Genomic DNA, 22,360 nt, shown 5'->3' with positions numbered 1-22,360 from the left:
CCTGGGGTCCCCCAGCCCCGTTGGTTGCCCCCCGGGCGGGGGATTGTCATAAATTTCGGGCGCTTGGACCCCGTGGTAGTTTCCAGGCTCCCGCGATGGCCAACGAGAGCGACTCCCCCAAGCCCACCGCGGCGCCCGATGCGCGCGCCGCCGCACCCGAGCTGCGCCTGCTGGACCGCAGGGCGTTCGTGGGCTTCCCGGCCTTGGAAGTCGTGCCGGGACTGCGCATCTCCGACTTCGCGCTCCAGATTCCGGACGTCAGCTTCCCGTTCAACGTCAGCGCCGGTGCCACGCGTTATCAGCGCAAGAAGTTGCACTTCGGCTTCCTGGAGCTGTCCGTCGACGCGGACCTGGTGACGCGGCGGGTGGCGGAGCTGGCGGGGCGGCTCGCGGGCCTGGAGGAAGTGCGGCTGCACTTCCGTCCCGGGTACCTGGAAGGACAGGGCCGACTGCCCGCGCCGGAGCGCACGCCCTTCACGTTCAAGGTGGCCTTCGACGCGGACGGGGAGAAGCTCGCCGTCTATCTCTACGATGTCCGCCTCTACGGGTTCTCTTCCACGCCGTCGGTGCAGGTGCCCGGGCTCCTGTCCGCGGCCGTGGGCGCGCTGGCGCTGGTGCCGGACGTGGAGGTGCGCGGTGCCTCCGGCTTCTCCACCCGCGTGCTGCCCGCGCTGTGTCAGCTCGCGGCGGTGAGCCGTGGGTACAAGATGCCGTCGCTGGACACCGCGCGCCTGTCCGCCGCGGAGGTGTCCAGCACGGGGCTGCGCCTGCGTTTCGCGGCCGGTGGCCTGCCTCCGCCGTCCGCGCCCGACGAGGAGCTGCTCCTCACGCTGGAGGGCGCGCGGGCCTTCGCGGACGCGGAGGGACTCGTTGCCCAGGGCCGGCTGGCTGAGGCGCGACAGCAGTACCTCCAGGCCGGGGACGCGCAGGACGCGCACCCCTTCGCGGCCGAGCGCCTGCTTTCGCTGCTGGTGGCGGACCCGCAGGCGCATGAGCTGGCGCTGGACGTGGCCGCCACGCTGCAGCGTCGTCGAGACCGCAGTCCCGCCGCGCTGTGGGGCGAGGCCGTGGTGCGCGAGCGTCGGGGCGAGGGTGCCCGCGCCGCCGAGCGCTACCTGGCGCTGTGCGCGCTGGCCCGTCGCACCTCGGAGGAGGCCGCGGCCTTCTTCTCCGCCGAGGCGGCGGCGCGCTGCTCGCGAGACACCGCGCCCCAGGTGGCGGTGAAGGCGCTGCACGAACTGCTGGGCCTGAAGCCGGACCACCTGCCTTCGCTCAAGGCGCTGGCGCGCGCGTCGGACCAGGCCCGGGACAAGGCGGGCGCGGTGCGGGCGTACCGTCGGCTGGCGGCGCTCGCTCGCGACCCGCATGAGGCCGCGGACGCGCACGTGCATCTCGCTCGACTGTGCGCGCAGACGGAGGACGACATCGCGGGGGCGCGCCTGCATTGCGAGGCGGCGCTGCGACTGTCGCCGGACCAGTCGGATGCGCTGCTGCTGCTGGGCGAGCTGTGTCACCGGGGCGGCGAGCACCTGCGCGCGCTGAAGGCGTTGGACCGGCTGCGTGAAGTGTCCATGGCCCGGCACGAACTGGACCGCGTGGGCCACGCGGACCTGATGGCCGGCCGCGTGTGGGAAGAGGGCCTGAAGCAGCCGGAGAACGCGCTCCTGCGCTACCGCGAGGCGGTGTCGCTGCTGCCAGGGGAGGCGGAGCCGCTGTTCGCCGCCGCGCGCGTGGCGGAAGGACTGGGCCGGTTGCAGGAGGCGCTCGCGGGCTACCAGCAGGCGCTGGAGCTCGCGGGGCCGGCGCCGCGCTCGGAAGGTGTCCGCCATGCCGCGCACGCCAGCCACCATGCGCTGGCGCGGCTGTACCGCTCCCGCCTGGGAGACCCGGCGCGTGCGCGCGAGCACCTGGAGTCCGCGCTGTCGCTGGACCCGCGCGACGCGGTGGCGCTCGAGGAGCTGATTCCGTACTTCCGCATCACCGGGAAGTCGCTGGAGCTGGCCGACGCGCTGGAGAAGTCCGCCGCGCTCCAGGACGAGCCGGCGAAGCGAGCCGCGTCCTGGGCGGAGGCGGGTGAGCTGTATCGCGGCCGACTCCAGCAGCCGGAGAAGGCGGAGAAGCTGCTGCTGCTCGCGCTGGAGGCGGACGCCGACCACCGTCCCGCGCTGGAGTCGCTGCTGGCGCTGGCCGAGGCGCGGCGTGACGGACCGCTTCTGACTCGGTGCCTGTCCGCGCTGGCGCGACTGGCGCCGGACGTGAAGGAGCGCGCGCAGAAGTACCGCCGCCTCGCGGTGGCGGCGCGCGACCTGGCCTTCGACCTGGACCTGGCGGTGCATTCCCTCCAGGAGGTGCTGCGCGCGGAGCCGGATGACCTGCCCGCGCTGGGCGAGTTGTGCGCCCTGCAGCGCAAGCGCGCGGACATGGCCGGGCTGGCCGTGGCGTTGGAGGAGCGCGCGCGGGTGGCGGAGGCGCAGGGCGACAAGCGGCTCGCCGCCGCGGCGCTGCGAGAGCTGGCGGGTGTGCTGGAGGCCCGCCTGGGTCGGGTGGGTGACGCGCTGGTGGCGCTGGAGAAGGCGGCGCGGCTGGCCCCGGACTCCGCCGTGCTGCTGGACCTGGCGGACCTGTCGCTGCGCTGCGAGCGCCCCGAGCACGCCCGACGCGCGCTGGAGTCGCTCTTGTCCACGCTGCCGCGCACCGCGGCGCCGGAGAAGCTGGCGGACGTGCGCGCCCGGCTGGGGCGCGCGTGCGAGATGCTGGGCGACCGCGAGGGCGCCATCGCCGCGTACGCGCAGGCGCTGCCGCTGCGCCGGCTGGATGACGCGCTGGCCGCGCGGCTGGAGTCGCTCTACACGGAGGCGGGCGAGACGCAGGCGCTGGCCGAGCTGTGGGCGGGCCGTGCCCAGGCGCTGATGGGCGCCGACCGCGCCGAGGAAGCCGCGCCGCTGTTCCTGCAGAGCGCCCGTGCCTTGCTGGAGCGGGGCGAGAAGGCCGCCGCGTTGCTGCGCCTGACTGCCGCGCTGGAGGCCAGTCCCCAGGGGCCGCTGGCGGCCGAGGTGCTGGAGTCGCTGGCCGAGCTGGAGCTGGAGCGGGGCGAGAAGCTGGAAGCCGCCCGGCTGTACGCGCGCCGCGCCGCGCTGGTGCCGGAGGACCGCTCCGGCGCGAAGCTGCTCTACCGCGCCTCGCTGCTGGCGGCGGGAACCAGTCGCGAAGAGGCGTTCCTCGCCGAGGCCCTGGAGCGCGACGCGTCCTTCGCGCCCGCGCGCCAGCGACGCGGTGAGCTGAAGCTGCCCACCGACGCGCGCTCCGCGCTGGAGGACTTCGAGGCGGTGCTGGCGCTGCCTCCGGTGGACGCCGACGCGCCCCGGGAAGCGGAGCGGGTGGCGCTCACGCGCAAGGCCGCCAGCGCCGCTGTGCGCGCGGGCCGGACGGACTCCGCGCGTCGCCTGCTGTCCGAGTACTGCATCCGGGCTCCCGAGGACCTCGACGCCCGCGTGGAGTTGGTCAACCTGCACCGCAAGGCCGGCGCTCGCGAGGCGCTGGCGGACCTGCTGGTGGAGCTGTGGCCGCGCCTGTCCGGCGAGCCCCGGCGCGCGGCCCGTCGCGAACTGGCGGAGCTGTCCCTCGTGCTCGGTCGTGCCGGCGCGGCGGTGGACTCGCTGCGCAGCCTGCGACTGGAGGAGCCGCAGGACACCTGGGCGGCGCAGGCGCTGCTGGACTTGCTGCCGCCTCCGGGCACGGGCTCCTCGGACGAGGAAGCCGAGCGCCTGGAGTTGCTGGGCGCGCTGGTGGCGTCCGCGACGGGCGAGGACCGCTCGGAGCTGCTTGCGCGTCGCGCCGTGCTCCATCGCGCCACGGGCCGGATTTCCGCCGCGCGCGAGGACTTCTCCGAGGCCGCGAAGCTGGCCCGCCGTCCCGCGGCGTTGCTGCTCGCGCTGGCGGAGCTGGCGCGTGAGTCCGGAGACGAGGCCGGGGAGCTGGAAGTGTGGCGTCGCGCCGTGGTCGCCGATGCCCAACTGGGCACGCGCGCTCGGGAGCGGCTGCTCGCCCTGGCCACCGTGCTGGCGGAGAAGGATGAGCGGGGGCTCGCGCGCGAGGCGCTGGTCTCCGCGGTGGCGCTGTCCCCGTCGGACGCCGAGCGCTGTGACGCCTTCTTCACCCTGGCTGACCTGGCCCACCGCGACGAGCGCCCGGACGAGGAAGCCGCCGCGCTCGCCGAGGCCGCTCGCCAGGGCCCCACGCCCCGCCGCGTCGAGGCCCTGCTCGCTCGCGCCACGCTGCTGGAGGCGCGAGGAGAGCTGGCGGAGGCACGTGGGAGCCTTCAGGCGGCGCTGGCCCTGGCCCCGCGTCACGCGCGGGCCACCGTCTCCTTGCAGCGCGCGCTGCGGGCCCTGGAGGACTGGGCGGCGCTGGCGGAGTTGCTCGCGGCCGAGGCGCCTCATGCTCCGCCGTCCGAGTCCGCGGCGATGTACGCGGAGCTGGCGTCGCTCTACCTGGAGCGCCTGGAGCAGCCGGCCCCCGCGGAGGCGGCGCTGCGACAATCGCTGCGGTTTGCTCCCGGCGACTCGGACGTGCGACGCCGGTTGGTGTCGCTGGTGGCCGGGCGCGGAGAGCTGCGCGAGGCCGCGGCCCTGCTGGAGACCGCCGCCGAGAGCGCCACGACGTCCGAGGCGGCCACGCTCCTGCGCGAGGGCGCCGCGTACGCGCGGGATGCCCAGGACCTGGACCGCGCGCTGAAGCTGGCGCGCAAGGCGCACTCCCTGGTGCCGGCGCGCGGCGCGGAGCTGGCGTCGCTGGCGGAGTTGCTCTACCTGCGCGGCGCGGTGCTGGAGGCCCTGCCGCTCCAGGAGACGCTGGCCGCGACGGCGGACTTCACCGCGAGCGCCGACGCGGCCGAGGCCACCTGGCTGCGGCTGGCGGAGCTGGCGGAGAGCGCGGGCGAGACGAAGCGCGCGGTGGGGGCGTACCGGAAGCTGCTCGTCGAGCGTCCCCTGTGCGAGCCCGCGGTGCAGCGGCTCTCCGCGCTGCTGGAGAAGGACGACCCGCGCGGCGCGTTCGAGGTGCTCGTCACCCACGCTCGCGCCCTGGCGCCTTCCGAGGACACGGTGCGGCGGCTCGTGGTGCTCGCGGAGAAGGCGCGTGCCGCGCTCGCCGACGCGGGTGTGGCGGCGTCGCTGCTGTCGCGCGCGGCGGAGATGGCGACGATGCCGTTGCCGCTGCGCCTCCAGCTCGCCTCGCTCTACCGCGAGACGGGTCGCTCGCTGGAGCTGCTCGCGGAGCTGCGCCATGTGGCCGCGCTCAGCCTCCAGGTGGGCGACGTGGCCGCGACGCTCGCGGCCCATGACGAAGAGGCGAGTCTCGCGGAGGCCACGGGCCGCGCGGACGACGCGCTCCGGGCACTGGCGGACGCGCGAGACTTGCTGGAGTCGCGTGGGCGCGCCCCCGAGGCCGCCGCGTGCGAGCGTCGGCGCGCGGAGCTGCTGCGCGATGTGAAGCTGGACCTGGCCGCTGCGGAGAGCGCGCTGGATCGCGCCTTCTCGCTGGCGGAGGACCTGGGCACGGCGCGGCTGGGCGCGGCGCTCGCGGAGCGCCGGGACGATGCCGACGCGGAGGCCCTCTGGCTGGAGCGCGCGCTGCCCCTGCTGGACGACGCGAAGGAAGCGGCGGCGCTGCGACTGCGGCTGGCGAAGCTGCACCTGGGCGTGCTCGCGGATACGGACGAGGCGGAGCGCTTCCTGCGCGGAGCGCTGCGGCAGGACCGTTCGCTGGATGAAGCCGAGACGCTGCTGGCCCGCCTCCTGGAGCGGGACGGACGGCTGGCGGAGCTGGCGGCCTGGTACGAGGAGTGCGCCGAGGGTGAGCCGGACACGGAGCGTCGCGCGGCACTGCTCCAGCGCGCGGCAGTGCTGTACCGCGACAGGGCGGGGCGCCCGGATGCGGCGGCGGCGGCCTTCATCGCCGCGCGGTCCGCTCGCCCGGATGACCTGGACCTCACCGCGCAGGCGGCGGAGCTGCTGCACGAGGTGAAGCGCCACGCGGACGCGGCCGAGTTCGACGCCGTGCTGCTGGAGGCCGACCCCTTCCGCGAGCCTGTCTTCTCGCGGCACCGCGCCTTCCTGGAGGAGAACGAGGACCCGCAGTCGCTCGCGGAGTTGATGCTGCGCCGGGCCCAGCGCCAGTCGGATGCCGACGCCGCGGACAGCTACCTCGCCGCCGCCCGGGCCTTCCGCGCGGCGGGTGCCCGCGAGCGCGCGCTGCTGTGCGAGGACCGGGCCTTCGAGCTGAGCCCCGCGAGCGTGGAGGCCTTCGAGCGCGTGCGCGAGCGCGCGGCCGGAGACGTGCGCCGGCTGTCGGAGTTGCTGGCCGTGCGCGCCGCGGCCCTGCCTCCCGAGGAAGCGTTGCCGCTCTTGCGTGAGCGCGCCACCCGCTTGCTGGACGCGGGCGAGGCGCTGCTGGCCGCCGAGGCGTTCGACGTGTACCTGGGCTCCTCGGGCGACGACGTGGAGGCGCTCTCCGCGCGCGCGGAGCTCGCGGCCCAGAGCGGAGGCCCCGCCGCCGCGCGACCGTATGACCGACGCCTGCTGTCGGCCGGTGGCGAGACGCTGCCCGTGACGGTGCGCGCGCGGACGTGGCTGCGGCTGGGCCATGCCTCGCTGGGCGCGAACGCGTACCACGACGCGGCGGATGCCTTCGAGTCGGTGGTGTCGCTGGAGCCGGAAGGCGAGCGCGGCCGCGAGGCGCTGTCGCTGCTGGCGGAAGTCCACTCGCGCACGGGCAACGCGCCGGGCCTGTACCGGGCTTCGTTGCAACTGGCCCGGCGGGCGGAGGACACGGCGACGGCGGAGGTGTTGTACCGCCGCGCGGCGGACCTCTTCGACGACCCGAAGGACGCCATCGACGCGCTGCTGCCGCTCGCGCGACTGCGTCCGGCGGATGCCTCCGTCATCGACCGCGCGGTGGCGGGCCTGCGCGCGCTGGGGCGCCACGGCGACCTGCTGGCGGTGTACGAGTCCGGCGCCGAGGCCGCTGGCGGAGTGCGCGCCGCCGAGTTGTTGCTGGCCGCCGCCACCGTGGCCGCTGAGTCGCTCGCGGACGTGGACGCGGCCTGGGAACTCACCCAGCGCGCGGCCGAGGCCGCCCCCGAGGATGTCACCGCGCTGCGCGCCCTCGTGACGGGGCTGCGCGAGCGGGGGGAGACGACGCGGCTGCTGGATGCGCTGGAGCGACTGGTGCCTCACCTGGAGGATGCCGACGAGGCGTCCGTCCTGCGGCTGGAGCTGGCCACGCTGCTCCGCGACTCGGACCAGGTGTCGCGGGCCCGCGAGTCGCTCGAAGCCGTCGTCGAGCGTGGCGCCTCGGGCGCGGGCTATGCCGTCGCGCTGGAGGAGCTGGAGAAGCTGCTGCGTGATGAGCCCGCGCGCCGGGCCGAGGTACAGGTGGCTCGCGCGGAGCTGGTCTCCGGTCGCGAGCGGCTGGTGCTCCTCTTGTCCTCCGCTCGGGCCTTCGAGAGCGCGGGGCGGCTGCGGGACGCGCTGAAGGCGGCGAAGGCCGCCGTGGCGACCGAGCCGGACGTGGACGCGGCGATGCGCGTCGCCCACCTGCATCGCGCCCTGGGTGAGGCGCCCCGGGCCGCCAAGGCGCTGCTCCAGGCGGCGCGGCTCGCCTCGCCGGAGGAGCGTCCGCCGCTGCTGCTGGAGGCCGCGGACCTCTGGGAGAAGGCGGGCGAGCACGGTGAAGCGCTGGAGGTCATCGAGCGCATCGCCACCGAAGCGCCGGACATCCTCGCGCCCGCGGAGCTGGCGGAGCGCTTCGGCCGGCTGGGTGCCTTCACTCGCGCGCTCCAGGTGGGCTTCGCGCCCGCCATGGCCGCCGGAGAGCTGACGGATGCGCTGGCCATGGCCGCGCAGGCCGGCGATACGGCGCGCACGCGCGAGGCGCTGTGGGCCCTGGTGGCTCAGCCGGACGCGGATGCGGCCCATGCCTCCGCCCTCGCGGACGGCCTGCGCGCCGAGCGCGACGCGGAAGGACTGCTGGAGCTGGCGGCCCTCTCCGTCACGCGTGACGAGCCCTTCGCCGTCGCCCTGCGTGACGAAGTGCTTCGCGCGGCGGATGCCCCGGCGCTCCAGCGCCTGCGGGCCCTGGACGAGCTGTCGTCCGATGCGAACTTCGGCACCCGGCTCACCCTGTTGTTGCCGGGGCTGGAGAAGCACCCGGAGGCGCTCTCGGAAGCGGTGCTCGGCCGTGTGCGCGCCCTGTCTGATGCCGCGCGCGTGGAAGCGCTGGCCATGGCGGCGGAGGGATGGACGTCGCGCCGCAAGCCGCTGCTGCGCGAGCGTCACACGCTGGAGTACGGGCTGGGCCGCTTCGACGCCGCCGCTCGCTCGCTGGCGCGGCTCATCGAGGTGGAGGAGGACGCCCGCGTCCTGGCCGCGCTGCACCTGGAGCACGGCGAGCTGTTGCTGAGCCCGCTGGACCAGCCCGACCCGGCCCGCGCGGCCTTCGAGCGCGCGCTGGACGCCGATGGCACCAGCCTGCCCGCGCTGCGCAACCTGCTGGCGCTGGTAGACGAGTCGAAGGAGCCCGCTGTCTTCGTGTCGCTCGCGGAGCGGCTGACGGTGGAGGAGGGGCCCGACGCGGCCACGCCCCATCGCGAGCGACTGGCGGATGCCTACGAGGTCCTGGGCCAGGTGGCGGACGCCGTCGCGCAGTTGGAGGCGCTGCCGGAGACGGAGGAGCGGCTCGCTCGCCGCGCGAGGCTGGCGGAGCAGCGCGGCCTCACGGGCGAGGCCCTGGGGCTGCGCGAGCGGCTCACCGACGAGCCCGGGGTGCTGGAGTCCATCCTCCGCGGCTATCTGGACGCGCAGCTCGTGTCCCCCGCGGCCCGGCTCGCAGAGCGCCTCTTCGACGCGGGGGTCCTGTCTCCAGAGGTCCTCCGCCTCGCATGCGAGCGGCTCTCTCCGGTGATTGAAGGCGCGCCGTTCGCCGTGCGCGTCTGGCCGGAGTTGCTGCGCGCGGCGCCGCTGGACGTGGATGGTTGGACGCTCTTCGCGGAGGCCCTGCGGCTCCTGGAGCGTCAGGACGCCGCCGAGCGCGCGGACGGTGTCGGCGCGGCCTTGTCCTCCAGCACGGCGACGGTGCCCGCGGCATCCGTGTCCGCGCTGCCGGTGCCCACGGGCTTCGAGCATGCGCTGCCCGCGGACTCGCTGCAGGTGACGGCCGAGCGCTTCCCCCGACTCTTCGCCGCGCTGCGTCCCCTGCTGTCGTCGCTGGGAGCCAGCGGCCTGCGGGTGTACGTGGACCCCTCGGGTGGCGTGGAGGGGTACCTGGTCAGCTCGGAGGCGCTGGTGCTGGGCGCGGGCGCGCTGTCGTGCTTCGGCTCGGTGGAGCTGGGCTACCTGTCCGCGCTGGCCCTCGTGCTGGGCGAGGACGGCGTGAAGCTGTCTCGTCCTGGAGAGGTGCCCGGCTTCGAGGCCGCCGCGGTGGCGGCCTTCCGAGCGGTGCCCGCCTCGCTCGCCGCGGGGCGCGTCCTGGCGCGTCTGGATGCGGAGGTGCGCGGGAGTGACCCAGCGCGGGTGGATGTGGGCGCGGTGCTCGGACGTGGAGGCGCCTTCCGTGCCGTGGCCCTTTGCGTGCTCGACGTCGGGTAGCCGTGTAGCCTCCGCGCCGTATGCGCCTGAAGCACATTGCCCTCTCCGTCCTCCCCGCCGCCGCCGTCGTGACGGCCATGGCCTGTTATTCGGACCCCGTGTACCCGGGCAATCAGCTCCTGGGCACCTTCCAGTTCGAGGCACGGCTGGACCCGGCGAACACCACCTGCGACGCGGCGATGCCGGAGTTCGCGCAGCTCGACGACGGCGGCGTGTTCCGCTTCGAGGGCACGTTCTCCAAGAACGACGACGGTGGCACTGGCTGGTTCACCGTGCAGGGCTTTGACCGCGAAGCGAAGTACGAGGGGCAGCTTGTCGACTCCGCGCTTCGTGCCACGGCGCCGCGCGCTTCGTGCGGCACCGGCTGCAAGGACTCGCAAATCGAGGAGTCGCTGAAGGTGACCATCTTCAGTGACAGCCAGGCGCGCGTGCTCAACCGGGACTGCAACGCGTTCGACGGAGGCGTCCCCGACGGCAGCCCGCCTGCTCCCACGGAGAACGGCTACGACGTGTCCCTGGCGTGCGGTTCGCTGACAGATGTCTTCCTGCCGGGCTCCTGTACGTGTACTCCCGCGACGTGCAAGACGGCGTACAAGGTGCAGGGAGTGCGGAGGGACTGATGGCGAAGCGAGCGGTGGTGTTGATTTCGGGTGGCCTGGATTCCACGACGTGCGTGGCCATGGCGAAGGCGAAGGGCTTCGAGCCGGTGTGTCTCGCCGTGGCGTACGGGCAGCGACACGTGGTGGAGCTGGAGCGGGCGCGGGACGTCGCGAGCGCCATGGGCGTGAAGGACTTCCGCGTGGTGAGCATCGACCTGCGGCAGATTGGCGGCTCGGCGCTCACCGCGGACATCGACGTGCCGAAGGACCGGCCGGCCGATGAGATGAGCCACGGCATCCCCGTGACGTACGTGCCCGCGCGCAACGCGCTGTTCCTCTCGTTGGCGCTGGGGCTCGCGGAGGTGGTGGGCTCCACGGACATCTACATCGGCGTCAACGCGGTGGACTACAGCGGCTATCCGGACTGCCGCCCGGAGTTCATCCGCTCGTTCGAGGCGATGGCGAACCTGGCGACGAAGGCGGGCGTCGAGGGCGCGAGCTTCACGGTCCACGCGCCGCTGTCCGGACTCACGAAGGCGGACATCATCCGCGAAGGCACGCGGCTGGGCGTGGACTACGGGATGACGCACTCCTGCTACGACCCCGATGCACAGGGGCTCGCCTGTGGACGCTGTGACAGCTGTCTGTTGCGCAAGAAGGGCTTCGAGGAAGCGGGAGTCCCGGACCCGACGCGCTACACGGTGGGGGCATGAGCATGACGACGCGGCTGGGGTGGGTGGTGGTGCTGGGGCTGTGTGTGAGCGGCACGGCGCTGGCCCAGAACGGTGGCGCGGCGAAGCCCACGGGCGACGCGGCGAAGCCCACGAAGGCCAAGGGCGCGAAGGCGGGTGACATCGCGCCGCTCGTGGATGCGACGACGGTGGTGGAGGACCTGGCGCTGGACCTCCGCTACGCGACGGCGGACAACTTCCTGAAGAAGCAGGTGTATCCGGACACGGCGCGCTGCCTGCTGCTGCCGGAGTCCGCGCGCAAGCTGAAGGCGGCGGCGGACGTGCTGCGGCCCAAGGGCTACCGGCTCAAGGTCTACGACTGCTACCGGCCCCGGGCCGTGCAGTGGGAGATGTGGAAGATCATGCCCGTGCCCGGCTACGTGGCGGACCCTCGCAAGGGCTCCAACCACAACCGGGGTGGGGCGGTGGACCTGACGATGGTGACGCTGGAGGGCAAGGAGGTGGAGATGCCCACCGCCTTCGACACCTTCACGCCAGAGGCGCACCACGGCTATGCCGGTGGCAGCGAGGCGTCGCGCAAACACCGCGAGGTGTTGCGAGAGGCGATGGAAGGCGCGGGCTTCGCGCCCAACCGCATGGAGTGGTGGCACTATGACCTGCCGGACGCGAAGTCCCGGCCGGTGCTGGACGTGCCCTTCGCTCCGGTGAAGTAGCGCGAGAGTCCAAGGCCCCGGCTCCATGATGGAACCGTGATGCAGCCGGGCTCCACCTGCGGCACGCTGGGCTGAATCCGAAGGGAAGGCTCCGCCCGGTGTCCGCGTTGGTCCCACGATGAAGACCGCTCTCTTGCGCTCCCTGTGCGGTGTCCTCCTGTGTCTCGCCACGTCGGCGTGGGCACAGGTGGGCACGGTGGCGGGCTCGGTCCTCCAGGCGCGGAGCCAGCAGCCCCTCGTGGGGGTGAAGGTCTCAGCGACGTCCCCCATGCTCCCGGCGCCGCGCACCGTGCTGACGGACGCGAAGGGCCACTACCAGCTCGCCCAGCTCCCGGCGGGTCTCTACGCGCTGCGCTTCGAGAAGGAGTCCTTCCAGGCCGTCACGCGCGCGGACGTGAAGGTGGAGTCGGGCCAGACGCTCACCGTGCAGGTGGAGCTTGCGCCCGTGACGTCGTCCCCGCCCGTCGCCGCGACGAATGGCACGGCGTCCCACGCTTTCGCTCCGCTGGCTCCGTTCGCTCCCCCGCTGCGACTGGAGTCAGATGGTGTCGCGTGGATGGTCGTCCCCCGGGCCGGGGACATTCGCGACCGGGCTCCACCGTGGGCGCTGCCCCAGCTCTCGGTGCTCGGGCCCGACGGTACGAACCAGAGCCTCTTCGCTCCTGGCAGCAAGCCGCTGCGCGATTCAGACACGCGGGGCCACGGCGTCAATCCGACCATCGACACGGAGGAGGAGCGCATCTCCACGTATACGTTCCAGGTGAGCACGGCTTCGTACGCGCTGACGCGAGGCTATCTGGAGCGCGACTCCCTGCCGGCGGAGGAGGCCGTGCGGGTGGAGGACTTCGTCAACAGCTTCGAAGTGGGCGAGGACGGCGACGTGGTGGGCCCGTTCGTCATCCACGTGGAAGGCTTCCCGTCGCCAAGTCGCAAGGGCTACCACGTGGTGCGAGTGAGCGTGCGCGCACGCGAGTCCTTCACCGACGTGGGCGTGCAACTGGAGTTCGACCGGAAGGCCGTGGCCCGCTACCGACTGGTGGGGTACGAGAACCAGTCCGCCACGCCGGAGCCGTTCGACGATGACGCGGAGCCAGAGCCCGTGCCGCTGGCGGTGGGCACGTCCGTCACCGCCATCTACGAGGTGAAGCTGATAGGGCCCGCCATCGCCTTCGGCACCCTGCGCGTCCTCTATGAAGAGGGCGAGAACACCATGTGGCGCCGCGTGCAGAAGCTGCTGCCCTCCAGCGTCCTGCGCTCGTCCTCCGCGCGCGTCGCCGCCTCCACGCGGCTGGTGTACGTGGCCGCCGCCTTAGCGGAGAAGCTGCGCGGCTCTTACTGGACGCGCACGCTCGACTGGCCGCGGCTGCACGCGCTCTGGCAGGACATCGGGGAGCCGCTGGTGAGCCGTCCGGACGTGGTGGAGTTGGGCGCGCTCATCAAGAAGGCGGGCGCGTTGGACCAGCGCAAGGACCGCTTCGGCCCCCCGGGCTCCCTCTCCACCATGGACCCCGACACGGGCCCGGGCCCCGGAAGGTAGCCGCGAGCATGCTCCGCAGGCTGCTGCCCATGCTCGTCGCGCTGCTGCTGGGCCTCGTCGGGCTCGGCTGGGGACTGGGCTACCTCCATCGCATCTTCGCCAACGAGCGGGAGGACGCCCGGCTCTCGCTCGACTCGCGGCGCGAGGCGCTGGAGCAGTATGCGCGCGCGTCGCTGACGCAGTCCCTGCACGACAAACTGGAGGCCGCGAAGCCCGCCCTCGAGGCCGCGGTGGCGGACCCGCTGGCTCCCGACACCGGCCTCTATCTGCGCGAGCGCGGCACCCAGGTGCTGCCCCGCCTCGCGCTTCATGACACCGGTGACGTCTCGCCGGCCCGCGAGCGGTATGCGCGGCTGCGCGCCGGCACGGAGGTGTCGGAGGACCCGGAAGACCCGTGGGCGGAGCGGCTCGTGAGGACGCGGGCGGTGGAGCTGGCGCTCGCGCGGGGAGACCGTCGCGCCTCCACGGTGGCGCTGATGGCGCTCTTGCAGCACCGCTCGCAATACGTGCTCGCCTCCACGCGGGACGTGCCGGGCCTGCTGGTGGTGCTGGAGTCGCTGGCGGAGCGCGGCGACCCGGTGCCGCAGCTCATGCAGGCGCTGGTGCGGGACGGCCTGGCGGACGGCAAGGGTGGCCGGCTGGATGGCCTCCAGCGGCTGCTGTTGTCCCGCCGCTCGCGCTTCACTCCGGTGGACTTCCAGTTCCTGCTGGAGCGGGTGGCCGCGCTCTCCACGAAGGTGGGCGCGCCGGTGGACGACTTCGAGTCGCGCGCTCGCGAGCTGACGGCCCGTCCGCTGCCCCTGCCGGCGTCCCTCCCGGGCCCGGCCCTGGTGCGCGCCGGCTGGTACCTGGAGCCGCGCGGTGGCAACCAGGTGCGAGGCGTGGCGGTGGATGCGTCCGAGCTGCTGGAGTCGCTCACGCGCGAGATGCGCGAGCGCGGATTGCTGGACACCGAGGGCAAGGTGCGGCTGCTCGGGGACGCGGCGGTGCTGTCGCTGGACGCGCTGCCGTTGTCGGTGGCCACGCCCGAGTGGGCCCGGGCCCAGGCCGCGCTGGAGAGCCGCTACCGCTTGAAGACGGGCATGGTGGTGCTGTGCGCGGGGCTGGCCTTGGGCATCGCCGCGCTGGCCTTCCTCGCGCAGCACCGCAAGTACCGCTTCCTGGAGCTGAAGAGCGACTTCGTGGCCACGGTGTCGCACGAGCTGCGCACGCCGCTGGCCTCCATCCGCCTGCTCGCGGAGACCCTCGAGTGGCGGCTCGCCGAAGGCACGGACGCCCGGGACTATCCGGCGCGCATCGTTCGCGAGGCGGATGGGCTGGGCTTCCTGGTGGAGAACCTCCTGTCCTTCAACCGCATCGACAAGGGCCGCTGGGTGCCGAGGCTGGAGCCGGTGCGCCTGGACGAGCTGGTGTCGCTGCTGCGCAGGGACCTGGAAGCCTGGTCGAAAATCCCCGTGGAGCTGGAGGCGGAGGTGGGCGAGTTGGAGCTGCGCGCCGACGCCCAGCTCCTGCGCCTGTTGCTCTCCAACCTCGCGCGCAACGCCTGCGCCTACAACACCCGCGTCCCCGTGCGCCTGCGCGTGGAGGCGCTGCCGGGTGGACGCGTGCGCTTCTCCGACAACGGCGTGGGCATTGCTCCGGGAGACTGGGAGCGCGTCTTCGGCGAGTTCGTCCGCCTGCCCGGGCAGGGGCGCGAAGTCCCCGGCAGTGGCCTGGGGCTCGCGCTGTGTCGCCGCATCATGCGCTTGCACTCCGGTACCCTTCGCGTGGTGGCCTCCAGTTCCGAGGGCACCACCTTCGAACTCTCCTTTCCCCCCAACGCGACGCTATGAACCCCACCCAGCCCACCATCCTGCTCGTGGAGGATGACCCGAACCTGCGGCTCGCGCTGCGCGACAGCCTGGAGCATCAGGGAGGCTACGCCGTGGAAGAGGCGGCCTCCGTGCGCGAGGCCCGCGAGCACCTGGCCCGCGGTGCCTTCCAGCTCATCCTCCTGGACGTCATGTTGCCGGATGGCGACGGCTACACGCTGTGCCGGTCGCTGCGCGAGGAAGGTGTCACCTCGCCGGTGCTGATGCTCACCGCTCGCACGCTGGAGGATGACGTCGTGCGCGGCTTCGAGGCGGGCGCGCAGGACTACCTGGGCAAGCCCTACCGCCTGCGCGAGCTGCTGGCCCGGGTGGGCGCGCTGGTGCGCCGCGCGGGTGGCGGTGCTCCGGCGAAGCAGGTGCGCTTCGGCGGCTATCGGATGGACCTGGACCGCCGCAAGCTGGAGACGCCCGAGGGCGCGAACGTGGAGCTGACGCGCACGGAGTTCGACCTGCTGGCCTTCCTGGTGCGCGAGCGTGAGCGCGTGCTGCGCCGCGATGACATCCTCGACGCGGTGTGGGGCCGTGACATCGTCGTGGACCCGCACACCGTGGACAACTTCGTCTCCAGCCTGAAGAAGAAGCTGGGGTGGAACAGCGCCTCGCGCTTCGCCATCCAGACGGTGCGCGGCGTGGGCTACCGCATGGAAATCGAGGCGCCCTGACGCTCAGCGCAGCGGGTTGTTCGCCATCCGCCGCGACAGGCCTTCCAGCGCGGGGTGGTTGGACTCCCGCGTGCGAGCCCGCATCGACTGGATGAGGGCTCCCGTCTCCGGCGCATCCACGCGCATGAGGGCCTGGGTGAGGGCCTGCTGGACGTCTCCGGTGTAGTTCAGCCAGGCGTTGACCAGGGCCTCGGCGGCCACGCGGCGCACGTCACCTTCCTCGGGAGCGGCCTTCGGCTGGGACGTCTTCCACGCCCAGAAGGAGCCGATGTCGCCCAGCGCCACGGCGAGCCGCCGGGCCTCCGAGGGCGCCGGGGTGCGCGCGAGGGCATCCGCCAGCGCCTGGGCGACCACCAGCCTGCGACACTGGCCCATGGCCTCGCGCACCGTCTCTCCGCGGAAGCCCTCCTGGGGGGACAGCGTGATGAGCAGCGCCGCCGCCTCAAGGGACTCCAGCTTCGCCAGGGCCACCGCCGCCGCGCGGCGCGCGGGCCGCCGCGTCTCCGCGCCTTCCAGCAGGGTCTTCCACAGCGGCAGGAGTCGCGCGTCCCGCAGGTCCCCGGTGGCCTCCACCATGCCCACTTGGAGGGCCAGCTTCGCCGAGTCGCGCGCGGGTTGAGTCGCCAGGCCCGCGTCGAAGACCAGCCGCTCCACCATGGGCCACAGCGCCTGCGCGCCCAACTGTCGGAACAGCGGCGCGGCGGCGGCGAGGGTGCCCCGCTTGCGTGAGTCCAGCACCTCTACCTGGGGGATGACCGCTTCCAGGCGCGTGAAGGCCTCGGGCGTCTGCTGCCGCGCGCGGGCGACTTCTTCTCGCAGCTCGCCCAGTCCATCCACAGGGGGCGTCTGGGCGCTGGAGGACGAGGTGAACAACAGCATCAACAGCGCGGCGCCCAGGCCGGCGGACAGTGCGTGACTCATCGGCCGCTCTCCCACCACTTCGTTGAAGGCACTTCGCGCGCGCTGTTCGTCGCGCAATGAACCTCGCCACCTCCCAGGTGGTAGAGGTCCCAGGTGTCCGTCCAGTGCACCCGGATGCCGTGAGGAGCCAGCGCCTCTTCGAGCTGCACCTTGAAGATGTCCTTCCCGTCGATGACGAGCCCGTGCGGGTCCGGCGCGATGACGAGCGAGCGGGACACCGACAGGAGATTCACCGTCCCGGGTTGCAGCGCCGTCGCGCCGTTCGGTGCGTTCTGGAAGAGAAAGGGCACGCGGACAATCTCGTCGTCGGTGAGGCCCGTCGCTTCACGCAGGATGAGCAACTGCTCGTCGATTTCGAGCGCCGCCCGCGCGTTGGCGTCCATCACCCCGGCATGGTTCAACAGCTCCGACACCGTCGCTTCCGCGGGCCGGTCATACGGCCAGCGCATGCCTGTGAAGAGCTTCGCTTCGCCATGTCCCTGGGCCTGGGCGTTCTGCAACATGCGCCGCGCCTGGGCCGGGTCCGCCACCAGCGCAATCCAGCCGCGAGGCGTGTCGGCGGGAAGGAAGCTGAGCGTCTCGTCCACGTGGGCCACGGCGAGCCAGGACGTGTCCAGGTACACCGGCGGCTGCACGGCCTGGGCCTCCAGCATCTTCGTGAAGCTGGGGTCCGGCTGGAAGTCGGGCTCCGAGTCGGGACCCCGGCCGCGCAAGAGCCGCCCCAGGGGATACTTCACGCCGTCCTTCTCGTAGGGCGGGATGACCTCCGTGTTGCCCAGGGAGTTGAGCGTCTGGGATTCGGAGGACATGCCCGTCTGGTATTGCTGCACCGCCGCCTGATTCCTGCCCCGGAGCCAGTAGACGATGCGGCCCGCCTCTCGGAGCGGGGCCTTGGTCGCGCCCCAGTTCACGTTGGCCGAACGGTAGTTGACCTGGATGACGTGCTGGGCGCCGCCACCCTCGAGCCGGGGCATCGACATGTATGCGGGCTCGAAGTAGTCCTGCGCCCACAGGTCCTCCACCGCGAACTCGGAGAAGGCCGTCGGCTCCCCGGACTCGGCGAGGGCCCTGCCCAAATCGCCACGGAAGCGCGACGAGTCCTCGATATCCAACCGCGACACGTAGACGTTCCGCACCGGCGTCAGGTGATGGAACATCACCACCGGCGCGACGCGCAGGCGCACCGTGTCCTGGAACCGCTCCTGCGGCCGGTCCACGTGGTAGATGGACAGCACCACGTCCGCGTACCCGTCCCACTCCGCCGGGTCCCTCGCGATGTCGTTGGCCTCGATGGCGATGTTCACGCCCTCGCGCAGGTTCTTCGCTGACAGGGGCAGGACGTTGGCGATGCGGAACGAGACGAACTCCCCATCGATTTGCTTGAACAGGCGCACCTTGTCGCTCGCGGGCCCCGTCACGGAGATGCTCCCCACCGCGTAGCCCGGCGCGTCCGCCCAGCGCTCGACGCGCAGCCGTGCCAGGTCCAACAGGTCCTCGTCCCCATTCACCTCCGAGTCCCGCGCGTCGTTGCAGGCCGCCAGCGCGTCATCACTCAGGATGGAGGAGGACATGCTGAAGGCGCAGAGCTCCTGGTCATCGTCGATGTTGGCCAGGAAGATGGCGCCCCGGTCGGCGGTCCACGCGTCCTCGCCCGCCTCGTCCTCCGCGTCCACCACGCCATCGCGGTTCACATCCGCGAGCAGATTCACATTCGGCTCGAAGGGCGCGGTGAGCCGGTCCGAGTTCTGGCTCGTGTCGTTGCCCGAGTCGAAGGCGGAGCACCCGCTGAACAGCACCAGCGAGAGCAGCACGCCCAGGGGCACGCAGGAGGTGACGCGCTGTTCGGGAGGTAGGCTCATGAAGGTCCGGGTCGATGGATGACCGGTCCGGTGCCGGGGGGCACCCACCCATCGTTGGTATGCATACGAAAAGCATCTTGGCCTCGGGTTCAAGCAACATCGGGTGCGTCCCGGGGCGACCTTCGCGAGGCAAGTGATGGTTGACATCGCGTCCGCTTCCGTCGAGGCGACCCCGGGGGAGGGCAGGCGAGCGAGGCTGAACGCGCTGTAACTTCGGGCGCCTCCGCGGGTTCAATCTCCAGCCATGCGCCTTGTGTTCCTCTGCTTCCTGGTGGCCGTTCTGCTCTCATGTGCGAGCAGCCCGCACCCCGTCCGTGGTGAGGCGCCGCTCGACTTGGGGCCGGGCGCGGAGGTGCACCTGCTCCAGCGGTGGGCCTTCGGTCCGTCGGAGCGTGACCTGGCCGAGGTCCGCGCGTTGGGCGTGCGGGGCTGGGTGGAGGCGCGACTCGCGCGGCGGGACGCGCCGATGTCACCGGTGCTGGAGGCGAAGCTCCGGGAGCTGCCCACCCTGACGATGTCGATGACCCAGCTCGTCAGTGACTACCCCGGCAAGAGGGAGCGGGAGCAGGCGCTGCTGGATGGCCGGGAGTTGTTGCCGACCGCGCGCATTGGCCTGGAGCTGTCCGCCGCCAAGGTGCTCCGGGCGGTGGAGGGACCGAATCCACTGGAGGAGGTGCTGGTGGACTTCTGGTTCAACCACTTCAACGTGTCCGCGAACAAAGGCGCGGTGCGGTGGATGGTGACGTCGTACGAGCGTGACGCCATCCGCCCGCATGTCCTCGGGCGCTTCAGGGACTTGCTGGGGGCGACGGCGCGCCACCCGGCGATGCTCGTCTATCTGGACAACTGGACGAGCACTCGCGACGGCCTGCCGAAGCTCGGGGAGCGACTGGCGAGGCGCGGCGTGGCTCCGATGATGATGGAGGAGGACGGCGACGGCGATGACGAGCCTGCGGTGTCCGGGCCGAGGCCGGGTCTCAACGAGAACTATGCGCGCGAGCTGCTGGAGCTCCACACGCTGGGCGTGGACGGGGGCTATTCACAGCAGGACGTGCGAGAGGTGGCGCGCAGCTTCACGGGGTGGAGCATCCGGCATCCTCGCCGCGCGCCGGAGTTCATCTTCCGGCGGCGGGCGCATGACACGGAGGCCAAGCAGGTCCTCGGACAGGTCATCCCCGCGCGCGGTGGCGAGGCGGATGGAGAGAAGGTGCTGGACCTGCTCGCGCGTCACCCGGCGACCGCGCGGCACCTGGCGACGAAGCTGGCGCGGCGCTTCGTCTCGGACACGCCGCCGCCCGCGTTGGTGGACCGGTTGGCGAAGGTGTTCCTCGACTCGGACGGGGACCTGCCCACGGTGTATCGCGCGCTCATCGACTCGCCGGAGTTCTGGGCTCCCGAGGCACGAGGGGCGAAGGTGAAGACGCCGTTCGAGTTCGTGGTGTCCGCGCTGCGTGCGACGAGGGCGCAAGTGGAGGTGCGTCCCCGGCTGGTGCAGGCGCTGGCGAGGATGGGTGAGCCGCTCTACCGCGCGCCCGCGCCCACGGGCTTTCCGGAAGGGGCGGCGCCGTGGGTGAACAGTGGCGCGCTGGTGGCTCGGCTCAACTTCAGTCTGGACCTGGTGTCGGGGCGGCTTCCCGGAGCGCGTGTGACACTTTCGTCACTCGCCACGCCAGCGACACCCACGGCGGAGGCCTGGGTGGACACATTGGGGCACACGCTGTTGGGGACAGCGCCCTCGGCGGAGACACGGGCCACGGTGCTCGCGGCGCTGTCTCGTCGCACCGAGGCCGCCAGCGCTGAAGGAGAACCAGGCCCCGTCGACGTGCAGCTCATCGCGGGGTTGCTGCTTGGCTCACCCGAGTTTCAACGGCAATAGCGTTGCGCTCGTCAGGCAACTGGCACTGACTTGCTAGATTTGCCTGTATTGCCGTAATTTTTCGGCATGGGCCTGGGTGTCACATGGATTGCCCGGTCCAAATCGAGTCAGGAGCTTCCTTGTGAAGACGTTTCATCCGAGACGGTGCGCCGGAAGTACATCCATCGAGTCGCATGCGGGGTGCCTGGATTCACGCGCTACCTTGCGTGTCGCGGTGATTTCCATCGTGGTGGGGCTGATGGGTTGTCAGGTCGGAGAGGGCGACGAAGAGGTCGCGAGCCTCGGGGAGGCAGCCTCCACCGAGGTCCTGCTGGAGCGACATCCGCGAGACCTTCCGGTGGCCAGTGGTTATGTGGATGCACGAGGCGTCGAACACCACCTGAGCGCCAATGCCCCCACCGGTCGCACCGTGAGGGCGCAGGTGGACTACCCGGGCTGTGAGTTCGACTACGCCGATACCTCCAGGCCGTCCTACCGTGGCTACACCGTCACGGGGAGCAACGGCGTTCGCAGCGTCCGCGTATCATGGTTGCAGCCTGCCCCGGCCGACATCGTGCTGCTGCCGAGTGCGAGTGGCTCCTATGCGCGGACCCGGCTCACCCAGGCCCCGGGATGCGGGACGAACAGTGCGTACACGACGGCTCCGCTGAGCGTCACTTTTCTCGACAGCTACACGGATACCCTCACGGGTCTGGTCGTCAATCGATACGAGGTCTCGCACACCTTCCAGGTCAGTGATGTCGACTTCGAGCAATACGCCGGGTTCTCATCCACGTACCGGCTCATGACCGACTGTGGAGGCCTGGGCGCAGTATTTCCCCAGACCCAGTCAGATGTCTTCTCTCCCCAGTCATTGCTGGCCGCGGGGGATGATACTTCGCTGGCGGTGCGAGCCGACGCCAGTATCTGGGGCGCGGGCTACAGCGGACATGGCAGCCTGGGGAACGACTTCCCTCCGGACCACTCCGCGCAGAATCCGCTGCGAGTGTCGGTGTTGAGTTGCATGAAGACGGTGTCGACCTCGAACCTGAGCGTAATAGGGCTGCGTTCCGACGGCACGGTCTGGGGATGGGGCAACAACTTCTTTGGCCAGCTGGGCATCGGAACCGAATCCTCTGCCCACTACACTCCCACGCAGGTGCAGAACCTCACCAATGTCCGAATGGTTTCGGCAGGTCCCTTTCATTCCCTTGCGCTGCGCTGGGATGGAACCATCTGGGCTTGGGGGGCGGGTTACTATGGGAAGCTTGGGACTGGAACGGAGGACTCCACCAGTGTCCCTGTCCAGGCAACGGCCCCCACGGGGCTCATCTCGGTGTCGGCGGGAAGCAGGTTCAGCATGGCCTTGAGGTCCGATGGCACCGTCTGGACCTGGGGAATCGATGGCACGACGCCGCAGAGCAACCTCCCCGTGCAGAAGCCGGGACTGAGCGGTGTCATCTCCATTTCAGCCGGGAATGCTCACGCGTTCGCACTCAAGTCGGATGGCACGCTCTGGGCCTGGGGGAGTAACAGCAACGGTGAACTCGGTGATGGCACGACGGTCTACCGGAATACACCCACCATGATTCCAGGCCTCGTCGACATCGTCGCCATGTCAGCGGGGTCGCGTCATTCGCTCGCGCTCAAGGCGGATGGCACGGTCTGGGCTTGGGGGTTGAACGACAAGGGGCAGTTGGGGGATGGCACGGTCGTCACGCGGCTCTCACCGGTGCAGGTGTCCGGATTCGAGCGAGGGGTGGCGGTGAAGGCGGGCTTCGACCATTCCCTGGCCATGCGTGCCGAGGGTGCTGTCTTCACCTGGGGCGCCAACACGCACGGACAGGCCGGCAACGGAACGGAGGGCAACCAACACCTCACCCCGATTCTCTCGTCCTTGCGTTGATGGATGCGTGAATCAGCGTGCCTCCCGCCCAGCCACCTACCCGAGGTGGCTGGGACCTCGATGCATGGCGCTCGTCTGGACCGACCCAGGGCGCGAGTTCC

At 71.8% G+C, this 22,360-nt stretch carries 11 protein-coding genes; 9 read left to right on the top strand and 2 right to left on the bottom strand.

What is annotated here, in order from left to right; genetic code table 11:
• Window positions 1-95: 95 nt before the first annotated feature.
• The 7 genes from HUA78_RS06675 to HUA78_RS06645 all read left to right on the top strand — a co-directional run bounded on the left by HUA78_RS06675 (window position 96) and on the right by HUA78_RS06645 (window position 15,718).
• Entirely contained in the window at window positions 96-9,644 is a 9,549-nt protein-coding gene (locus HUA78_RS06675) for a flagellar hook-length control protein FliK (protein WP_174475901.1), read from the top strand.
• A 20-nt stretch (window positions 9,645-9,664) separates the two neighbouring features.
• Window positions 9,665-10,264 carry a hypothetical protein gene (locus HUA78_RS06670; protein ID WP_174457897.1) on the top strand — a complete coding sequence of 200 codons (600 nt, stop codon included), beginning with the start codon at window positions 9,665-9,667 and terminating at the stop codon, window positions 10,262-10,264.
• Window positions 10,264-10,956 carry a 7-cyano-7-deazaguanine synthase QueC gene (gene queC / locus HUA78_RS06665; RefSeq protein ID WP_141642965.1) on the top strand — a complete coding sequence of 231 codons (693 nt, stop codon included), beginning with the start codon at window positions 10,264-10,266 and terminating at the stop codon, window positions 10,954-10,956. The genes HUA78_RS06670 and queC overlap by 1 nt, the downstream gene beginning before the upstream one ends.
• 2 nt (window positions 10,957-10,958) lie before the next feature.
• Window positions 10,959-11,648, top strand: a complete 690-nt coding sequence (gene ddpX / locus HUA78_RS06660; protein WP_174476184.1) for a D-alanyl-D-alanine dipeptidase — start codon at window positions 10,959-10,961, stop codon at window positions 11,646-11,648.
• A 118-nt stretch (window positions 11,649-11,766) separates the two neighbouring features.
• Window positions 11,767-13,185: a von Willebrand factor type A domain-containing protein gene (locus tag HUA78_RS06655; RefSeq protein ID WP_174475900.1), complete on the top strand. Its 1,419-nt coding sequence runs from the start codon at window positions 11,767-11,769 to the stop codon at window positions 13,183-13,185.
• 8 nt (window positions 13,186-13,193) lie between these two features.
• The gene (locus HUA78_RS06650) at window positions 13,194-15,017 is read left to right on the top strand and encodes a HAMP domain-containing sensor histidine kinase (RefSeq protein ID WP_174457899.1); all 1,824 of its coding nucleotides are present in this window, start codon (window positions 13,194-13,196) and stop codon (window positions 15,015-15,017) included.
• Complete coding sequence (locus HUA78_RS06645) at window positions 15,014-15,718, top strand: response regulator transcription factor (RefSeq protein WP_141642968.1); 705 nt, start codon at window positions 15,014-15,016, stop codon at window positions 15,716-15,718. The genes HUA78_RS06650 and HUA78_RS06645 overlap by 4 nt, the downstream gene beginning before the upstream one ends.
• Before the next feature lie 3 nt (window positions 15,719-15,721).
• Here HUA78_RS06645 and HUA78_RS06640 read toward each other — a convergent pair whose 3' ends face one another.
• Window positions 15,722-16,639, bottom strand: coding sequence for a hypothetical protein (locus tag HUA78_RS06640; RefSeq protein WP_174475899.1), 918 nt, complete (start codon window positions 16,637-16,639; stop codon window positions 15,722-15,724).
• Window positions 16,636-18,498, bottom strand: a complete 1,863-nt coding sequence (locus HUA78_RS06635; RefSeq protein WP_174475898.1) for a protein-arginine deiminase family protein — start codon at window positions 18,496-18,498, stop codon at window positions 16,636-16,638. Before HUA78_RS06635 ends, HUA78_RS06640 begins: the two co-directional genes overlap by 4 nt.
• Window positions 18,499-18,742: 244 nt before the next feature.
• On the opposite strand from HUA78_RS06635, the gene HUA78_RS06630 reads away from it, so the two are divergent.
• Both HUA78_RS06630 and HUA78_RS47670 read left to right on the top strand, forming a co-directional pair.
• Entirely contained in the window at window positions 18,743-20,374 is a 1,632-nt protein-coding gene (locus HUA78_RS06630; RefSeq protein WP_174475897.1) for a DUF1800 domain-containing protein, read from the top strand.
• A gap of 214 nt (window positions 20,375-20,588) precedes the next feature.
• The gene (locus HUA78_RS47670) at window positions 20,589-22,259 is read left to right on the top strand and encodes an RCC1 domain-containing protein (protein ID WP_174475896.1); all 1,671 of its coding nucleotides are present in this window, start codon (window positions 20,589-20,591) and stop codon (window positions 22,257-22,259) included.
• Window positions 22,260-22,360 lie beyond the last annotated feature (101 nt).

This window comes from Myxococcus sp. CA033 (genome assembly GCF_013336625.1).
Taxonomy (GTDB): Bacteria; Myxococcota; Myxococcia; order Myxococcales; family Myxococcaceae; genus Myxococcus; species Myxococcus llanfairpwllgwyngyllgogerychwyrndrobwllllantysiliogogogochensis.
Note: the sequence above shows the minus strand (reverse complement) of the source record. Positions and strands in the feature narration are given on the sequence as shown.

Excerpts from the sequence above, each read along its gene's own strand:
- HUA78_RS06675 (WP_174475901.1), top strand. The coding sequence starts at position 96 with ATGGCCAACGAGAGCGACTCCCCCAAGCCCACCGCGGCGCCCGATGCG.
- HUA78_RS06670 (WP_174457897.1), top strand. The coding sequence starts at position 9,665 with ATGCGCCTGAAGCACATTGCCCTCTCCGTCCTCCCCGCCGCCGCCGTC.
- queC (WP_141642965.1), top strand. The coding sequence starts at position 10,264 with ATGGCGAAGCGAGCGGTGGTGTTGATTTCGGGTGGCCTGGATTCCACG.
- ddpX (WP_174476184.1), top strand. The coding sequence starts at position 10,959 with ATGACGACGCGGCTGGGGTGGGTGGTGGTGCTGGGGCTGTGTGTGAGC.
- HUA78_RS06655 (WP_174475900.1), top strand. The coding sequence starts at position 11,767 with ATGAAGACCGCTCTCTTGCGCTCCCTGTGCGGTGTCCTCCTGTGTCTC.
- HUA78_RS06650 (WP_174457899.1), top strand. The coding sequence starts at position 13,194 with ATGCTCCGCAGGCTGCTGCCCATGCTCGTCGCGCTGCTGCTGGGCCTC.
- HUA78_RS06645 (WP_141642968.1), top strand. The coding sequence starts at position 15,014 with ATGAACCCCACCCAGCCCACCATCCTGCTCGTGGAGGATGACCCGAAC.
- HUA78_RS06640 (WP_174475899.1), bottom strand. The coding sequence starts at position 16,639 with ATGAGTCACGCACTGTCCGCCGGCCTGGGCGCCGCGCTGTTGATGCTG.
- HUA78_RS06635 (WP_174475898.1), bottom strand. The coding sequence starts at position 18,498 with ATGAGCCTACCTCCCGAACAGCGCGTCACCTCCTGCGTGCCCCTGGGC.
- HUA78_RS06630 (WP_174475897.1), top strand. The coding sequence starts at position 18,743 with ATGCGCCTTGTGTTCCTCTGCTTCCTGGTGGCCGTTCTGCTCTCATGT.